The sequence below is a fragment of the Pseudoglutamicibacter cumminsii genome (genome assembly GCF_016907775.1).
In the GTDB taxonomy this organism is placed as follows: domain Bacteria; phylum Actinomycetota; class Actinomycetes; order Actinomycetales; family Micrococcaceae; genus Pseudoglutamicibacter; species Pseudoglutamicibacter cumminsii.
The window spans coordinates 2168238-2183798 of record NZ_JAFBCO010000001.1 but is presented as its reverse complement, the minus strand read 5'-3'; the positions used below and the strand labels follow the sequence as shown (position 1 = coordinate 2183798).

Below are 15561 nucleotides of genomic sequence, written 5' to 3'. Positions count from 1 at the left end.
CACATGTTCGTGCGCGCTGGCATTGCTGTGTAGCTACTCATTTACGGGTTTTAAAGTGGTGTACTTCCCGCCTCGACGGCGTCAGCGAACGCGTTGATGAACTCCGAGAATTCAGTCGCTTCACCGCTTTGATCTAGGGTCACGGCAAGCATGTTCGTGCCCGCCGAATCCCGGTTGTTAGTCTGCGGTGTTTCCAACAGAAGTGTCGGGTATGCAGAACACGTGATGCGGAATGTGCGCCCGGTTGACATTTCGAGCTCGACGGAGTCTTCGGAGTAGATTCCTACCGCACTCAAGTTGGTGAGGTTGATGCTCACAGCGGGTTCGGACGCTTGGTACGTGTTCGCGTCGATGGGTGCCACGACGAGCTCAAGCGGCTGATTCCGAAAACCGATAAGGCACGGGCCTCCGGAACCGGCTTGCCCCATCGCGTAGGCGATGTTGAAGGAGCCGTAGTTCGGGATTTGCGCATCGAACACCGCGCGCAGGCGAGACCGAAGCTCGTCTTGAAGCGCGGTTTCACTCGAAGGGGCGGGGCCTGTCGTGTCCATATTCTCCACCATACGGGAATGCCCTACCGCACCGACGTGCTGCGGTGAGGTAGGGCATTGACCATTGACTTAGACTCCTTATAGATCCTGTGGGCGCGCGATGCGCTCGAGGGCTGAGATGTCGCGTACAGCGCCGCGGTCGGCGGAGGTTGCCATGAGTGCGTAGGCGCGGAGCGCGCGGCTGACCTCACGCTCACGCTTGAGCGGCTGGTAGCCGTGGCCGGCTTCAAGCTCGGTGCGGCGTTTCTGCATTTCGTCGTCCGAGATCTCGAGTTGGATCGAGCGGTTCGGGATGTCGATCGTGATGGTGTCGCCGTCTTGGATGAGCGCGATTTCACCGCCGGAGGCGGCCTCAGGGGATACGTGGCCGATCGAAAGCCCCGAGGTTCCGCCGGAGAAGCGGCCGTCGGTGATGAGCGCACACTTGGCACCGAGGCCCAGACCCTTGAGGTAGGACGTCGGGTAGAGCATTTCCTGCATGCCCGGGCCGCCACGTGGTCCTTCGTAGCGAATCACGACGACGTCACCTTCCTTGATCTTCTTAGACAGGATCTTGAAGACAGCATCGTCCTGGGATTCGCACACGACTGCTGGGCCGGAGAACGTCCAAATGGATTCGTCCACGCCGGCGGTTTTCACGACGCAACCGTTGCGCGCGATGTTGCCGTGCAGTACCGCAAGGCCGCCGTCGGCCGAGTAAGCGTGCTGAGCGTCGCGGATGCAGCCGTTCTCCGCGTCGATATCAAGGCTGTCCCACACCTCTGACTGCGAGAATGCGGTCGAGGAACGCTTGCCGCCAGGAGCTGCGTACCAAAGCTTGTGAGCTTCCTCGCTGGCCTTGCCACCGCGGATGTCCCACTCGTCTAGCCAGCTGGTGAGGTCAGGGGAGTGCACGGAATGCACGTTGGTGTGCAGCATTCCCGCGCGGTTGAGTTCGCCCAGTAGCGCCGGGATTCCGCCGGCGCGGTGGACGTCTTCCATGTAATAGGTGCGGTCGCCTGCAACGTTCGGCGCAACCTTGGCGAGGCATGGGACTTCGCGGGACTTCTTGTCGATGTCCGGAAGCGTGTAGTCGACCTCGCCTTCCTGCGCGGCGGCGAGCAGGTGCAGGATCGTGTTGGTCGAGCCGCCCATCGCGATATCGAGCGCCATCGCGTTATCGAAGGCCTCGCGGGTTGCGATGTTGCGTGGCAGGACGGATTCGTCGTCCTCTTCGTAGTAACGCTTGGTGATGTCGACGATGGTGGAGCCGGCGCGCTCGTAGAGTTCCTTGCGCGCGGTGTGGGTTGCAAGAACGGAGCCGTTGCCTGGGAGCGCAAGGCCGATCGCTTCGGTGAGGCAGTTCATCGAGTTAGCGGTGAACATTCCGGAGCACGAGCCGCAGGTTGGGCACGCGTTCTCTTCGATCGAGAGCATGTCGGCGTCGGAGACGGATTCGTCGACGGCGTCGGCGATCGCGTTGACGAGATCGAGGCTCTTGACGGTTCCGTCGGTCAGGACCGCGCGTCCCGATTCCATCGGACCGCCCGAGACAAACACCGTTGGAATGTTAAGGCGCAGTGCGGCCAGCAGCATGCCCGGGGTGATCTTGTCGCAGTTGGAGATGCAGACGAGCGCGTCGGCGCAGTGTGCGTTGGCCATGTATTCGACGCTGTCGGCGATGATGTCGCGGCTTGGTAGCGAGTACAGCATGCCGCCGTGGCCCATCGCGATGCCGTCGTCGACTGCGATCGTGTTGAATTCGCGTGCGACAGCTCCTGCCTTGTGGATCGCTTCGGAGACGATGCGGCCCACGGGTGCGAGGTGGGTGTGGCCCGGCACGAACTCGGTAAAGGAGTTGGCTACGGCAATGATCGGCTTGCCGATGTCCTGGTTGGCGACGCCGGATGCGCGCATGAGTGCGCGTGCGCCTGCCATGTTGCGGCCGTGTGTAACTGTGCGTGAACGAAGTGCTGGCATGCCTCTAGTCAAACACGCGGGGCGTGCGAATGGGGTGTGGTTTAAGGTGTGTGACGCGACCGCGGCATGTTCACATGGTGGCCTGTGATCCAATATGTGAGATTGTTACGTTCCCGGTTTGGTTGTCCCAGATCACAACTGAGACGATAAATCGACGTGTTTGAGTCCGTATGACCGGACTCGCCTTCGACCGCGATACAACGTGGTTGGGGGAGCGGATGTGGGATGACCTTCCACATGCGCATGGACACGGGCACGCAACACAGAATTTACACATCACTCGGTGAGAGGGGTCAGCATCATGGGGCAGGCAAACGCTGCATCCGATGCGTCTGCGGGGAAAGACACCCGTAAGACACACCACCCCCGCGGGCACGCGGTGGACGTCATGGGGCCGAATCGGACTGTAGAGCCGATCGAAATGACGGGCGCGCAGGCTATTGTGCGCTCGCTTCAGGAACTCGGTATTGAGTCTGTATTCGGCCTTCCGGGTGGCGCTATTCTGCCGACCTATGACCCTCTTTTGGAGGCACCGGACCTCAACCACGTACTGGTTCGTCACGAACAAGGTGCTGGTCACGCGGCTCAAGGTTACGCGATGGTTACGGGCCGCCCAGGTGTCGCTATCGCGACGTCGGGTCCTGGCGCAACGAACCTTGTGACGCCTCTGGCGGATGCCCATATGGACTCGGTTCCGATGGTCGCGATCACCGGCCAGGTCAATTCGAAGGTCATCGGTACGGACGCGTTCCAGGAAGCGGACATCGTCGGCATCACGATGCCGATCACCAAGCACTCGTTCTTGGTTACGGACGCCCAGGACGTTCCAGAGACGCTCGCTAAGGCGTTCTATCTTGCGACGACGGGCCGCCCTGGCCCGGTTCTGGTCGATGTCACGAAGGATGCTCAGGAAGGCATGATGACCTTCACGTGGCCTCCGCAGCCAGTTATGGCTGGCTACAAGCCGACCTCGAAGGGCCACATCAAGCAGGTGCGCGAGGCCGCGAAGTACATCGCGTCCTCGATCCGCCCGGTCTTTTATGTAGGTGGCGGTGTCATCAAGGCCGATGCGGCCGAAGAGTTGCGTGAGCTCGCTGAGTTGGTGGGCGCGCCGGTTGTCACGACGTTGACGGCGCGCGGTGCGTTCCCTGATTCGCACGAGCAGCACCTTGGCATGCCGGGCATGCACGGTTCGGTTGCTGCGGTGTCCTCGCTCCAGCAAGCGGACCTGCTGATCACGCTCGGCGCTCGTTTCGACGACCGCGTGACCGGTGTCCTCGAGTCTTTCGCTCCGGATGCGCGGGTGATCCATGTAGACGTTGATCCGGCGGAGATCTCCAAGAACCGCAACGCAGATGTCCCGATCGTCGGTGACCTCAAAAACATCCTCCCTGAGCTCACCGAGGCGTACCGCGAACGCAAGGACGAAGGTGAAGCCCCGGACCTCGAGCCGTGGTGGGAGATCCTCAACCGCATCCGCGATACGTACCCGCTCGGCTACACCGAAACCACCGATGGCGCGCTCGCCCCGCAGCACATCATCAAGAGGATCGGCGAAATCGCTGGCCCGGAAGCGATCTACGTTGCAGGCGTTGGCCAGCACCAGATGTGGGCGGCACAGTTCGTGAAGTACGAACGCCCACGCCAGTGGCTCAACTCGGCAGGCCTCGGAACCATGGGCTATTCGATCCCTGCCGCGATGGGCGCAAAGGTGGGCAACCCAGACCGAGTCGTATGGGCCATCGACGGCGACGGCTGCTTCCAGATGACCAACCAGGAACTCGCGACGTGCGTGATCAACAAGATCCCGATCAAGGTCGCGCTCATCAACAACTCTTCGCTCGGCATGGTGCGGCAGTGGCAGACGCTGTTCTACGACGGCCGCTACTCCAACACCGAGCTGAACACCGGTAAGGATTCGATCCGCGTTCCGGACTTCGTGAAGATGGCCGATGCCTACGGTTGCGTTGGTATCCGCGTCGAGTCTGAAGACGAGATCGACGCCGCGATCGAGAAGGCGATGTCGATCAACGACCGTCCAGTGCTCATCGACTTCATTGTTTCGAAGGACGCGATGGTGTGGCCGATGGTCCCTTCAGGTGTTTCAAATAACGAGATTCAGGTGGCACGAGGCATGACGCCTCAGTGGGAAGAGGAATAGGACTACATCAATGGCACGCCATACTTTGTCGGTACTGGTCGAAGATGTCCCAGGTGCGTTGACTCGCGTCGCAGGCCTCTTCGCCCGCCGAGCATTCAATATTGATTCTTTGGCTGTAGGCCCAACCGAGACCCCAGGGCTCTCCCGCATGACCGTTGTGGTTCAGGCGGATGAGAAGCTGCTGGAGCAGGTGACCAAGCAGCTGAACAAGCTCATCAACGTCATCAAGATTGTTGAACTCGAGCAGACACATTCTGTCCAGCGTGAGCACGTGCTCATCAAGGTCAATGCAGATGCAGAGACCCGCACGCAGGTGACTCAGGCGGCGGATTACTTCCGGGCCCGCGTCGTGGATGTTTCACCGGAGACGGTGGTTCTTGAAGCGACCGGTTCGGGCGAGAAGGTCGCCGCGCTACTGGACGTTATGGAGCCGTTCGGCATCCGCGAGATTGTGCAGGCCGGAACCCTGGCTATCGCACGCGGTCGCAAGTCGTTGACTCAGCGGACATTGCATTCGATTTCGGTATAAACCCTATTTTTAGCTGTTAACCCTATAGACCTAAAAGATCTCAAACTGTAAGGAATGATTTCGTGAGCACCAAAATGTACTACGAAGAAGATGCAGACCTGAGCAAACTGAGCGACAAGAAGGTAGCCGTTATCGGTTACGGCTCGCAGGGCCATGCTCACGCGCTTTCGCTGCGTGATTCCGGCATCGACGTTCGCGTTGGTCTCGCTGAGGGCTCGAAGTCCCGCGCGAAGGCTGAGGAAGAGGGCCTCAAGGTGATGAACGTGGCCGATGCGGCGGCTGAGGCTGACGTCATCATGATCCTGGTTCCAGACCAGGTCCAGGCCAAGGTATACGAGGAGTCCATCAAGGACAACCTCAAGGCAGGCGACACCCTCGTGTTCGCACACGGTTTCAACATCCGTTACGGCTACATCGAGCCAGGCAAGGACATCAACGTGATCATGGTTGCGCCTAAGGGCCCAGGCCACGTTGTCCGCCGCGAATTCGAAGCTGGCCGCGGTGTTCCAGCGCTCATCGCAGTTGAAAACGATGCGACCGGCGACGCCAAGGAGATCGCACTCGCATGGGCTAAGGGCATCGGCGCTACCCGTGCAGGTGTCATCGAGACGACCTTCACCGAGGAGACCGAGTCCGACCTCTTCGGTGAGCAGGCTGTTCTGTGCGGTGGCGCATCCCAGCTCGTTCAGTACGGTTTCGAGACCCTGACCGAGGCCGGCTACGCTCCAGAGATCGCATACTTCGAGGTTCTGCACGAGCTCAAGCTCATCGTTGACCTCATGGTCGAAGGCGGCCTGTCCAAACAGCGCTGGTCGATCTCCGATACCGCTGAGTTCGGCGACTACGTCTCCGGCCCACGCGTGATCGACCCATCGGTCAAGGAGAACATGAAGGCTGTGCTCAAGGACATCCAGGACGGCACCTTCGCTAAGCGCTTCATGGACGACCAGAACAACGGTGCCGAAGAGTTCCAGAAGCTGCGTAAGGAACAGGAAGGCCACCCGATCGAGGCGACCGGCCGCGAACTGCGCAAGCTGTTCTCCTGGATGGAAGACACCGACTCCGACTACACCGAGGGCACTGCCGCTCGCTAAGTCGAGGTTTCAAGCGTTGACCGGCTGCAACGAGCCGCTATAGTCGACAGCTTTAGTTGCTGGCGGGGAGGAACATTGAGTTCCTCCCCGCCAGCGGCATTTAAGCCAGCACCATCAGGAGCCGGGGTCACCACGCAACGCACGTGCCGCATCGTTATGTTGCATTTCATGAAGCCGATGCGTGTCACACCTTCGCAACGTGGAAGCGGAGTAGGCCGTTCGGAAGCTAGCGTTAGATTCAGTGGGGGACCGCCACAAGCGGACACCCCGTGAAACGCGCTCGATAAACCCCAGCGTTATAAACCATCGATCGAACAGAGGATCACGTTCGTGGCTCAGACTCAGCCTGTTGTACTGCTCGCAGAAGAACTTTCGCCCGCAACCGTTGAAGCGTTGGGCTCGGACTTTGAGATCCGGCACACTGACGGAGCGGACCGTGGGCGGTTGCTCGCGGACATCGCTGATGTGGATGCGATCTTGGTTCGATCCGCTACCCAGGTCGACGCGGAAGCGATCGCGGCCGCTAAGAACCTCAAGGTGATCGCTCGCGCTGGCGTTGGCTTGGATAACGTCGATATCAAGGCGGCAACCCAGGACGGCGTGATGGTCGTCAACGCGCCGACCTCCAACATCATCTCCGCCGCTGAGCTTACGGTGGGCCACATCATCTCTGCCGCGCGTAACATTCCGGCGGCGAACGCGTCGATGAAGGCAGGGGAGTGGAACCGCAAGGCGTTCACGGGTGTCGAGCTATTTGAGAAGACCGCTGGCATCATCGGCTTGGGCCGCATCGGCGCTCTCGTGGCGGAGCGCCTGGCTGGTTTCGGCATGAAGCTCGTTGCGTACGACCCGTACGTGACCCCGGCTCGCGCCCAACAGCTTGGCGTGACCCTCGTAGAGCTCGATGAGCTCCTTCAGAAGGCTGACTTCATCACGATCCACATGCCGAAGACCCCGGAAACCACCGGCATGATTTCCGCGGACCAGTTCAAGCTCATGAAGGACACCGCGTTCGTGTTCAACGTTGCGCGCGGTGGCCTGGTCGACGAGGAGGCGCTCTACACCGCGCTGACCGAAGGGCAGATCGCTGGCGCGGGCATCGATGTTTACACCTCCGAGCCTGCCAAGGACATCAAGTTCATCGAGCTTCCGAACGTTTCGGTGACCCCGCACCTGGGTGCCTCGACCGCTGAGGCTCAGGAAAAGGCTGGCGTTGCTGTCGCGAAGTCGGTGCGCTTGGCTCTCACGGGTGAGCTGGTTCCGGATGCGGTCAACGTCGCTGGCGGCGTGATCGACGAGAACGTACGCCCAGGTATCCCATTGGCTGAGAAGCTCGGCCGTATTTTCTCCGCTCTGGCCCAAGGCGAGCGCTTGACCTCGGTTGAGCTGACGGTTGCTGGTGAGATCGCGTCCAAGGATGTCACGAGCCTCAAGCTCGCGGCCTTGAAGGGCGTTTTCACCGATGTCGTTTCGCAGGGTGTTTCCTACGTCAACGCGCCAGTTCTCGCTGAGCAGCGCGGCGTGGCAACCCGCTTGACCACTACAGAGGTTTCGGAGGATTACCGCAATAAGCTCGTGGTTTCGGGTGCGTTGGCATCGGGTGCTGCGTTGTCCGTAACGGGTACGTTGACGGGCCCGAAGCAGATTCAGAAGCTCACCGCCGTGTTTGGTCAGAACCTCGAGATCCCAATCGAGGATCACATGCTGATCCTGCGTTACGAGGACCGCCCGGGCGTGGTCGGTACGTTGGGCCGCGTTTTGGGCGAGCACGACGTCAACATCGCTGGAATGCAGGTTGCCCCGGCCGACGAGCAGGGTCAGTCTGCCGCGGTTGTCACGATCGATGACGCGCTGCCTGAGGGTCTTTTGGAGACCATCGGCAAGGAAATCGGTGCCACGGTGGCTCGCGAGGTTGACCTCGAAGAACGCTAAAACATCGAGGAACGCTCAACGTCACGTTTTAGCGCGCGAGGAGCTTTAGCAGGCGCTGTAAAAGTGGCTGTAACAGTGTGGGATGGGTGTCATGTACACCCATCCCACACGTCGTTTCGATAGAATCACGGCGTGACTGATCTGGGTAAAGACAAAACGTTCTACATGACCACGGCGATCTCGTATCCAAACGGTGAGCCGCACATCGGGCATGCTTACGAGTTCATAGCTTCTGACACGATGGCGCGCTTCAAGCGTTTGGACGGCTATGACGTGTACATGCTCACGGGTACGGATGAGCATGGCCAGAAGATGATGCAGACTGCGCAGAAGCAGGGCGTCACCCCGATGGAACTGGCGCGTGTGAACTCGGATCGATTCCAGGCCACGCAGGACGCCCTGGGTATTTCGTACGACCGTTTCATTCGCACGACCGATGCGGATCACCAGGCCGCAGCACAAGCGATCTGGAAGGCCATGGAGGCCAACGGCGACATCTACTTGGGTCATTACTCCGGTTGGTACTCGGTACGCGATGAAGCGTTTTACGACGAGGACGAGACTCACGTTGGTGAGGACGGCGTCCGCTATGCAATCGCGACCGAAACCGAAGTGACGTGGACGGAAGAGGAGTCATATTTCTTCCGGCTTTCGAAGTACACCGAGCCGCTGCTTGAACTGTATAAGGCGCAGCCGGAGTTCGCGGCGCCGCAGTCTCGTTTCAACGAGGTCATCCGCTTTGTTGAGGGTGGCCTTGAGGACCTCTCGATTTCGCGCACTACTTTCGACTGGGGTATCCCGGTTCCTGATGCGCCTGGCCACGTTATGTACGTGTGGGTTGACGCGCTGACCAACTACCTCACGGGCGTCGGCTACCCGGACGTCGAAGGTGAGAAGTTCAGCAAGTACTGGCCGGCCGACCTGCACGTCATCGGCAAGGACATTTCGCGCTTCCACGCGATCTACTGGCCTGCGTTCCTGATGTCCGCTGGCATCGAGCTGCCTAAGCGCATCATGATTCACGGTTTCTTGCACAACAACGGCGTCAAGATGTCCAAGTCCCTGGGCAACACGGTGGGACCGGCTGACTTCATCGAAATGTACGGTTTGGACGCGATGCGCTACTTCTTCCTGCGGGAAGTTCCGTTCGGCGCCGACGGATCGTATTCGCATGAGGCGATCGTGAACCGTATGAACGCTGAACTGTCGAACAACCTCGGTAACCTTGGGCAGCGTTCGCTTTCGATGGTCGCTAAGAACCTCGAAGGCAAGATGCCGGCGCTCGAGAACCTCACAGACGCCGACACCGAACTGCTGGATTCCGCGAAGGCCCTGCTCGACTCTGCACGCGCGCACTATGACGAGCAGGCGTTTTCGCTGGCTCTTGCGGAGCAGTGGAAGGTTCTGCACGATGCGAACGCGTACTTCGCGGACATGGCTCCGTGGGTCTTGCGGAAGGAAGACCCTGAGCGCATGTCGGTCGTGCTGGCCGTGACTCTGGATGTTGTGCGCCGTGTCGCTTTGCTTGCACAGCCTGTCATGCCGGACGCGATGACCCGCATGCTGGACGTCCTGGGTGTTCCAGAAGGCGTGATGCGCACGTTCGCAGCCTTCGACAGCCCGGTCGAGGCCGGAACTGAGTTGCCGAAGCCGCAGCCGATCTTCCCCCGCTATGAGGAGCCAAAGGACAGCTAAGCTGGGGAACCACAAGACGGCTAAAGCTTCAGAATGACGAAGCGTGGGGCCGGTTCACTGATGTGAACCGGCCCCACGCTTTTGTGCATTGCCGCTGTAGCTCGTTGCGAGAGCCTACTCGATGGCAAGCCCCTCGACAGGCGTGACCTTGGCTGCGCGCCGTGCCGGCATGAGCGTCGCCAGCATCGTGATCGCTACCGTAGCGAACCACAGGATCAACAGTGGGATCCACGGGATCGTGAGATCGGCCGTGGCGGCCGTACGGAGCAGGGACGATGCGCCCACGAACCCGAACGCCGTACCGATGACGATCGCTGTCAGGGCCGTGATACCGGAGATCAGGAACGCTTCAAGGAACAGCATCGAACGGAGCTGCTTTCGGGTTAGGCCCAAAGCACGCAGCAGGGCGTTCTCGCGGGTGCGTTCGATGATCGAGAGCGTCAGCGTGTTCGAGACACCCACGAGCGCGATCACGACGGCTACACCGAAGAGGCCCACCACGATGTAAGTGAACGTCAGCATGAACGTGCCGAGGGCATCCTTGATCTGAGCGATCACATCCACATCGTGAGGTGAAACGTGCGCCGCGGTAGCCAAAGTCTCAGAGACCGTGTCGAGGTTGGCGTTCTCGTCGAGCTTGACCCAGATCTGAGCGTCATACTCAGCAGTCTTAACATCGAGCTTCTGCGCGGTCTCGGTCGTGATGAGGCACGGAATATCCGCGCCGGACGGAGTGCCCACTGGTTTCAGCTGCGTACCGTTGATCGTGAGCGTTCGCGCCTGCTCAGGGCTAAATACCGGACCGTATTCGTTGAGCCCCGGAACAGGGACGTTGGCTGGAAGCAGCTTCCTCAGCTCTCCGGCATCGCCAACGTAGAGCGAAGAGCAGGTGTAGCCCGTGAGGGCTTCGTCCCCAATATCCGCCTTTTTCACGAGCGCGGTCTCCTGGACGCCTGCGGCCCGGGACACGCTATCGACGGTTCCAGCGTTCGGCTGGGAGTCTTCCGGGAAGGTGATCTTCACATCGACCGGGAACCCTTCGTCAAGCTGATTGTCCATGGTCGTCTTGAGGCTGTACATACCTGTCAAGCAGGTGGCCACGAGTGTCACACCGATCAGCAGAGCCGAACCAACCGCTCCCGTGCGGGCGGGGTGACGCACCGCGTTGAGGCCGGCGAGCTTGCCCGCTGGCTTTCCGGAGAACAGCTTGCCGAACAGCGCCACGAGGAACGGAACAAGGAACGTGCCGATCACGAGCAGGCCGATGAACGCGAGCAGGCATCCGAGGAACACCATGAGGAACAGCATTCCGGCAAGCTCATAGTCTTCGTTGATCGGGGTCAGCATTCCGTAGAGGATCAAAGCCACGCCGAACAGAATCAGAATGGCTCCGATCGCGATGCGGACCTTACCCTTACGGCTGCCAACCGTCACGGTTTCTAGCGGCTGAAGTGCCGCGATAGGGGAGAGACGGGACGCCTTCTGCGCTGGGCGGATCGAAGCGAGCCATGTCATCACGAGAGCCAAGATCAAACCTGCAGGGATCGACCACCAGTTGACCGCGAACGTGAACGTTGTGGTCTTGGTGATCCACGACATGACAGCCCCGCCTGCCGCGATCAAGACGATGCCGAGCACAACACCAACCACACCGCCAATGAGACCGATCAGGAGGCCTTCCATGCGCATCATGCGTTTGATCTGTTTAGCACTAGCGCCGATGGTGCGCAGCAACGCGAGTTCGCGGGTTCGCTGCGCCAGAATCACTGTGAACGTGTTCGAGGTCACGAGCACGCACACCACGGCGGCAAGCAGAACGAACGCCAAGAGTGCGTACGTGAAGATCGCGATGTCGGAGCTGAAGGAACGCATCGACTGGTTGAGGAGCTCATCCGGCGTTGCTGCCTTGATGCCCTCGTAGCCGGCCGCCTTCGCTGCATCGTTGATCTCGCGAACAACGTCGGCAGGATTGCTACCCGGGGCGACCTTGAGCAGATAGACCGTTTCGGAAGTAATCGTGAGGAAGCCGGCTGCCTCAGCTTCTTGCCGGTCCAGGAAAACTGACGGAAGGCCGAAGGCGTCGAGCATGCGCGAGTCTTCGAACACGCCGGTTGCCTTATACGTGAGCTTGGCTGGCTGATCAGAGCCTTGCCCTTCAACAAAGCTTGGCTCGAGCGCAAGAGTGATGTCAGGGGTGCCGCCACCGTTGCCGTCTACGAGGCTGTCGTAGAGCTTCTGGCTGACACCGATGTTCTTCCCGCTTGGAAGCTCACCTTCGATGCGCTTGAATCCGAGGAGGTCCCAGTTACCTTCCACTGCATACAGGTGCACCGGATCATCACCCGCGGTTCGGTCCATGTTGTAGACCATGCCGCGGTCGTACCTAAGGTGATCGGCGACCGAATCCCTGCCAGTGACCAGCTTGTCAATGTCCTGCTTGTCCTGTGCGGAACCGTCACCATCCTGAGAGATAACTGCGGTCCTCGCCGTAACCACGACATCGGACTTCGAATACACCTGGCCCTGAGTGTTCTTGACCGACGCGAACGAGGACGTCGAGAAGTTCAAGACAGCGCTCAAGAAGCCCACGCCGATCATTACCGCGACAATCACCGCTATGTAGCGACGGAAATAAGCGCGAATATTCGCGCGCGCAATCGTGTTCATTACTTGGCTCCCAACTGAGCCAATGCTTCTGCTACGCCCTGAGCGGTCGGGTTGTTGATCTCGCCGGCGATCACGCCGTCCGAAAGCAACAGCACGCGGTCAGCGTAAGCGGCCGCCTGCGGGTCGTGCGTCACCATGATGACGGTCTGGCCGTATTCGTGCGCGGCCCGTTGCAACAGGTTGAGCACCTGGCTACCGGATTCAGAATCCAAGTTACCGGTTGGCTCGTCACCGAAAATCACGTCGGGGCGGGACAACAGGGCACGCGCGACGGCCACGCGCTGCTGCTGACCACCCGAAAGCTCGTGCGGCTTGTGGTTGAGACGCTCACGCAGACCCAAGCGGTCCACGAGCTCGTTGAACCACGCCATGTCCGGCTTCTTGTTGGCCAGCTCGAGCGGAAGCACGATGTTCTGCTCGGCGGTCAGTGTAGGAACCAGGTTGAACGCCTGGAACACGAAACCCACACGCTCGCGGCGCAAGCGGGTCTGCTCGTCTTCGCTCAACGTATCCACGCGGGTAGGGCCCAAGGCCAGCGCGCCGCTCGTCGGGCGGTCCAACGTAGCGAGCATGTGCATCAGCGTCGACTTACCGGAACCCGAAGGCCCCATGATCGCCGTGAACTTGCCGGGCGCGAAACCCACCGTGATGTTGTTGAGTGCCGTAACCTGCGTCGAACCCTGCCCAAATACTTTGGTCAGGTTCCACGCCGCAACCGCCGGTTGAGCGGTAGCAGCGTTCGATGCAGGCTGTACTTCAGGGGATGGAGGTTGTGTAGTCATGCATCCAGACTAAACGCCGCGCGAGTTCAGAACATCGGCCCCCAGAATGGACATTATTAGCCCCGTGTCATACCCAGGTATGACCTGCTGGGGTGCGCTGACCTAAGGCTGGACCACACCCGTGCGATACGCAAGAACGACGGCCTGAACGCGGTCACGAACCTCGAGCTTGGACAGTACGCGGCTCACATGGGTTTTCACCGTTGCTTCGGACAGCGTGAGTTGATCCGCGATCTCTGTGTTGGAGTAGCCCTGAGCCATGAGACGGAAAACCTCGAGCTCACGCGCTGTCAAAAGCTCAACCACGTCGTGGGCCGAAGACCCATCCTGCTGTGCCTGAGCTCGCAACATTGGCGCCATGTGGTCCAGCAACCGCTTAGTCGAACTCGGCGCAACCACAGCGCCACCGTGGAACACCGTACGGATCGCATCCAACAGATCCTCCGGTGGAGCATCCTTGAGCAAAAAGCCAGCAGCCCCTGCCGAAATCGCGTCAAGAACGTACTCATCTAGATCGAAGGTCGTCAGGATCAAAACACGAGGCGCATCCACGCCGCGGCGAGCAGACTCCTCGAGTAGCCGCGTTGTTGCCGCAATCCCATCCATGCGTGGCATACGGATATCCATCAAGACAACATCCGCATCGACCATAGCGCCACCATTAGAAAAATCCTGACACGCCTCAAGCCCATCTGAGGCTTCCGCAACCACACACAGATCAGGCTGCGAATCGATCAGCATACGAAAACCAGAACGTACCAACTGCTGATCGTCGACCAGCGCAACCCTAATCTGCTCCACTGAATCCTCCACTGCACCCTCCACACGCATCGCCAAGCTCACGCGCCAGCCAAAACATCAGACGCATACGGAATAAACACATACACCTGATAGCCACCCGGCAGAACCGAGAAACTTGCACTGCCTCCATATATTTCAGCACGCTCGCGGATGCCAACCTGGCCGCGACCGCCCCCAGGGACGCCAGCTGATCCTGCTGCGCCACCCGACACAGACGCCGAAGCGACGCCGTCCCGCGCATCGTTGGTCACCGTCACCGCAAGCCCTTTGGCCGTCCACGTCAACACAACATCCGTGCGAGTAGGCGCAACCGCGTGCTTGCGTACATTCGTCAAGGCTTCCTGGACAATCCGATACACCGCCAACTCAGCTCCTGACGGCAGCGTACCCGCGGGCGTAAACTTCCACTCGATCGACGTCTCGATGCCGTTCGCGCTCGCCGTGTACGCAAGCTCATCCAAACGATCAAAACCAGGAGCAGGGGAGCGGCGCGCCTCATCACCCTCATCCCGCAAAACACCCAGCAACGAACGCATCTCCGCCAACGCCTCACGGCCCGTGTTCGCGATCGTCTCTAAAACCTCACGCGCGACCTCCGGCCGCTGAGCCGCCGCATACCTGCCGCCATCCGCCTGCGTAATGATGACCGAGAGCGAATGAGCCACCACATCGTGCATCTCACGAGCAATCCGGCGCCGCTCATCCTCAGCCGCGAACTCACGCTCACGCACCTGCTGGTCAATGAGCCGCTGCATCCTGACCCGCTCAGAATCCACGCGCGCTCGCCGTTCGAAGGACAACCGCCCGAAAAGCCACGCGACCGTGACGATGAGCCAGTGCCCAATCAGCACGACGACCTGCTCAGGTGCAGACCAACCGTAAGACCGCGGGGTGAAATACATGACCGCCAGAATCGACCCCGCGAGTCCCGCGATCAGGGCTGTGTTGGAAACCCAGCGACGCCCGTGCGCCGCCGACGAGTAGATGATGCCCGGCACGAGGATGATCGCGATCGAAGAATCGCCGACGACCGCCACTTGCACGAGGCACGCCGCGATTGCGGTCAGGAGTGAAGCAGCTGGGTTGTAACGGCGGATGGCCCACGAGACGCTCAGCGCGACGCCCACCGCGACCATCCCGATGTAACGGATCGGGTAGGGGACGAAAGGCCACGGATTCATCGACACGCGGACAGTGGATAGCAACGCAATCAAGAAGACCAGGCCGATGCCGGCGGCCTGGATCATGTCGATCGTCGTGGGATGGGTGCGGACCCACGTTTCGGTGCGCCCGATGGGGTTGATACGGGACGCTGGCGGGTCGGTGTGGAGCGTGCGGGACATGCTCCTCACTCTAGTGAGTTATGGGGGAGGAAGGATCCGCCTGCGGT

11 protein-coding genes are annotated in these 15561 nt (G+C 60.3%); 5 read left to right on the top strand and 6 right to left on the bottom strand.

The features are described 5' to 3' along the window. Nucleotides 1-50 precede the first annotated feature (50 nt). Together JOD50_RS09980 and ilvD are read right to left on the bottom strand one after the other, a co-directional pair. Nucleotides 51-551 carry a hypothetical protein gene (locus JOD50_RS09980; RefSeq protein WP_204881405.1) on the bottom strand — a complete coding sequence of 167 codons (501 nt, stop codon included), beginning with the start codon at nt 549-551 and terminating at the stop codon, nt 51-53. A gap of 78 nt (nt 552-629) precedes the next feature. Then, nucleotides 630-2510, bottom strand: coding sequence for a dihydroxy-acid dehydratase (gene ilvD, locus JOD50_RS09975; RefSeq protein ID WP_204881404.1), 1881 nt, complete (start codon nt 2508-2510; stop codon nt 630-632). 301 nt (nt 2511-2811) lie between these two features. Between ilvD and JOD50_RS09970 the strand changes: the two genes are divergently transcribed. The 5 genes from JOD50_RS09970 (at nt 2812) to metG (ending at nt 9921) form a co-directional block, all read left to right on the top strand. After that, entirely contained in the window at nt 2812-4671 is a 1860-nt protein-coding gene (locus JOD50_RS09970) for an acetolactate synthase large subunit (RefSeq protein WP_204881403.1), read from the top strand. A 10-nt stretch (nt 4672-4681) separates the two neighbouring features. Beyond that, entirely contained in the window at nt 4682-5200 is a 519-nt protein-coding gene (ilvN, locus tag JOD50_RS09965; RefSeq protein WP_204881402.1) for an acetolactate synthase small subunit, read from the top strand. A 74-nt stretch (nt 5201-5274) separates the two neighbouring features. Next, nucleotides 5275-6294: a ketol-acid reductoisomerase gene (gene ilvC / locus JOD50_RS09960; protein WP_101629481.1), complete on the top strand. Its 1020-nt coding sequence runs from the start codon at nt 5275-5277 to the stop codon at nt 6292-6294. 330 nt (nt 6295-6624) lie between these two features. After that, entirely contained in the window at nt 6625-8226 is a 1602-nt protein-coding gene (gene serA / locus JOD50_RS09955) for a phosphoglycerate dehydrogenase (RefSeq protein ID WP_204881401.1), read from the top strand. Between the two features lie 132 nt (nt 8227-8358). Further along, the gene (gene metG / locus JOD50_RS09950) at nt 8359-9921 is read left to right on the top strand and encodes a methionine--tRNA ligase (protein WP_420825535.1); all 1563 of its coding nucleotides are present in this window, start codon (nt 8359-8361) and stop codon (nt 9919-9921) included. Nucleotides 9922-10035: 114 nt separating this feature from the next. Here metG and JOD50_RS09945 read toward each other — a convergent pair whose 3' ends face one another. The 4 genes from JOD50_RS09945 to JOD50_RS09930 form a co-directional block, all read right to left on the bottom strand. Next, the gene (locus JOD50_RS09945; RefSeq protein ID WP_204881400.1) at nt 10036-12588 is read right to left on the bottom strand and encodes an FtsX-like permease family protein; all 2553 of its coding nucleotides are present in this window, start codon (nt 12586-12588) and stop codon (nt 10036-10038) included. After that, a complete protein-coding gene (locus tag JOD50_RS09940; RefSeq protein ID WP_101629478.1) occupies nt 12588-13370 on the bottom strand; it encodes an ABC transporter ATP-binding protein in 783 nt (260 codons plus the stop codon). The genes JOD50_RS09945 and JOD50_RS09940 overlap by 1 nt, the downstream gene beginning before the upstream one ends. A 102-nt stretch (nt 13371-13472) precedes the next feature. Then, nucleotides 13473-14183: a response regulator gene (locus tag JOD50_RS09935; protein WP_420825534.1), complete on the bottom strand. Its 711-nt coding sequence runs from the start codon at nt 14181-14183 to the stop codon at nt 13473-13475. 26 nt (nt 14184-14209) lie between these two features. Then, nucleotides 14210-15514 carry a sensor histidine kinase gene (locus tag JOD50_RS09930; RefSeq protein WP_204881399.1) on the bottom strand — a complete coding sequence of 435 codons (1305 nt, stop codon included), beginning with the start codon at nt 15512-15514 and terminating at the stop codon, nt 14210-14212. Between the last annotated feature and the right edge of the window lie 47 nt (nt 15515-15561).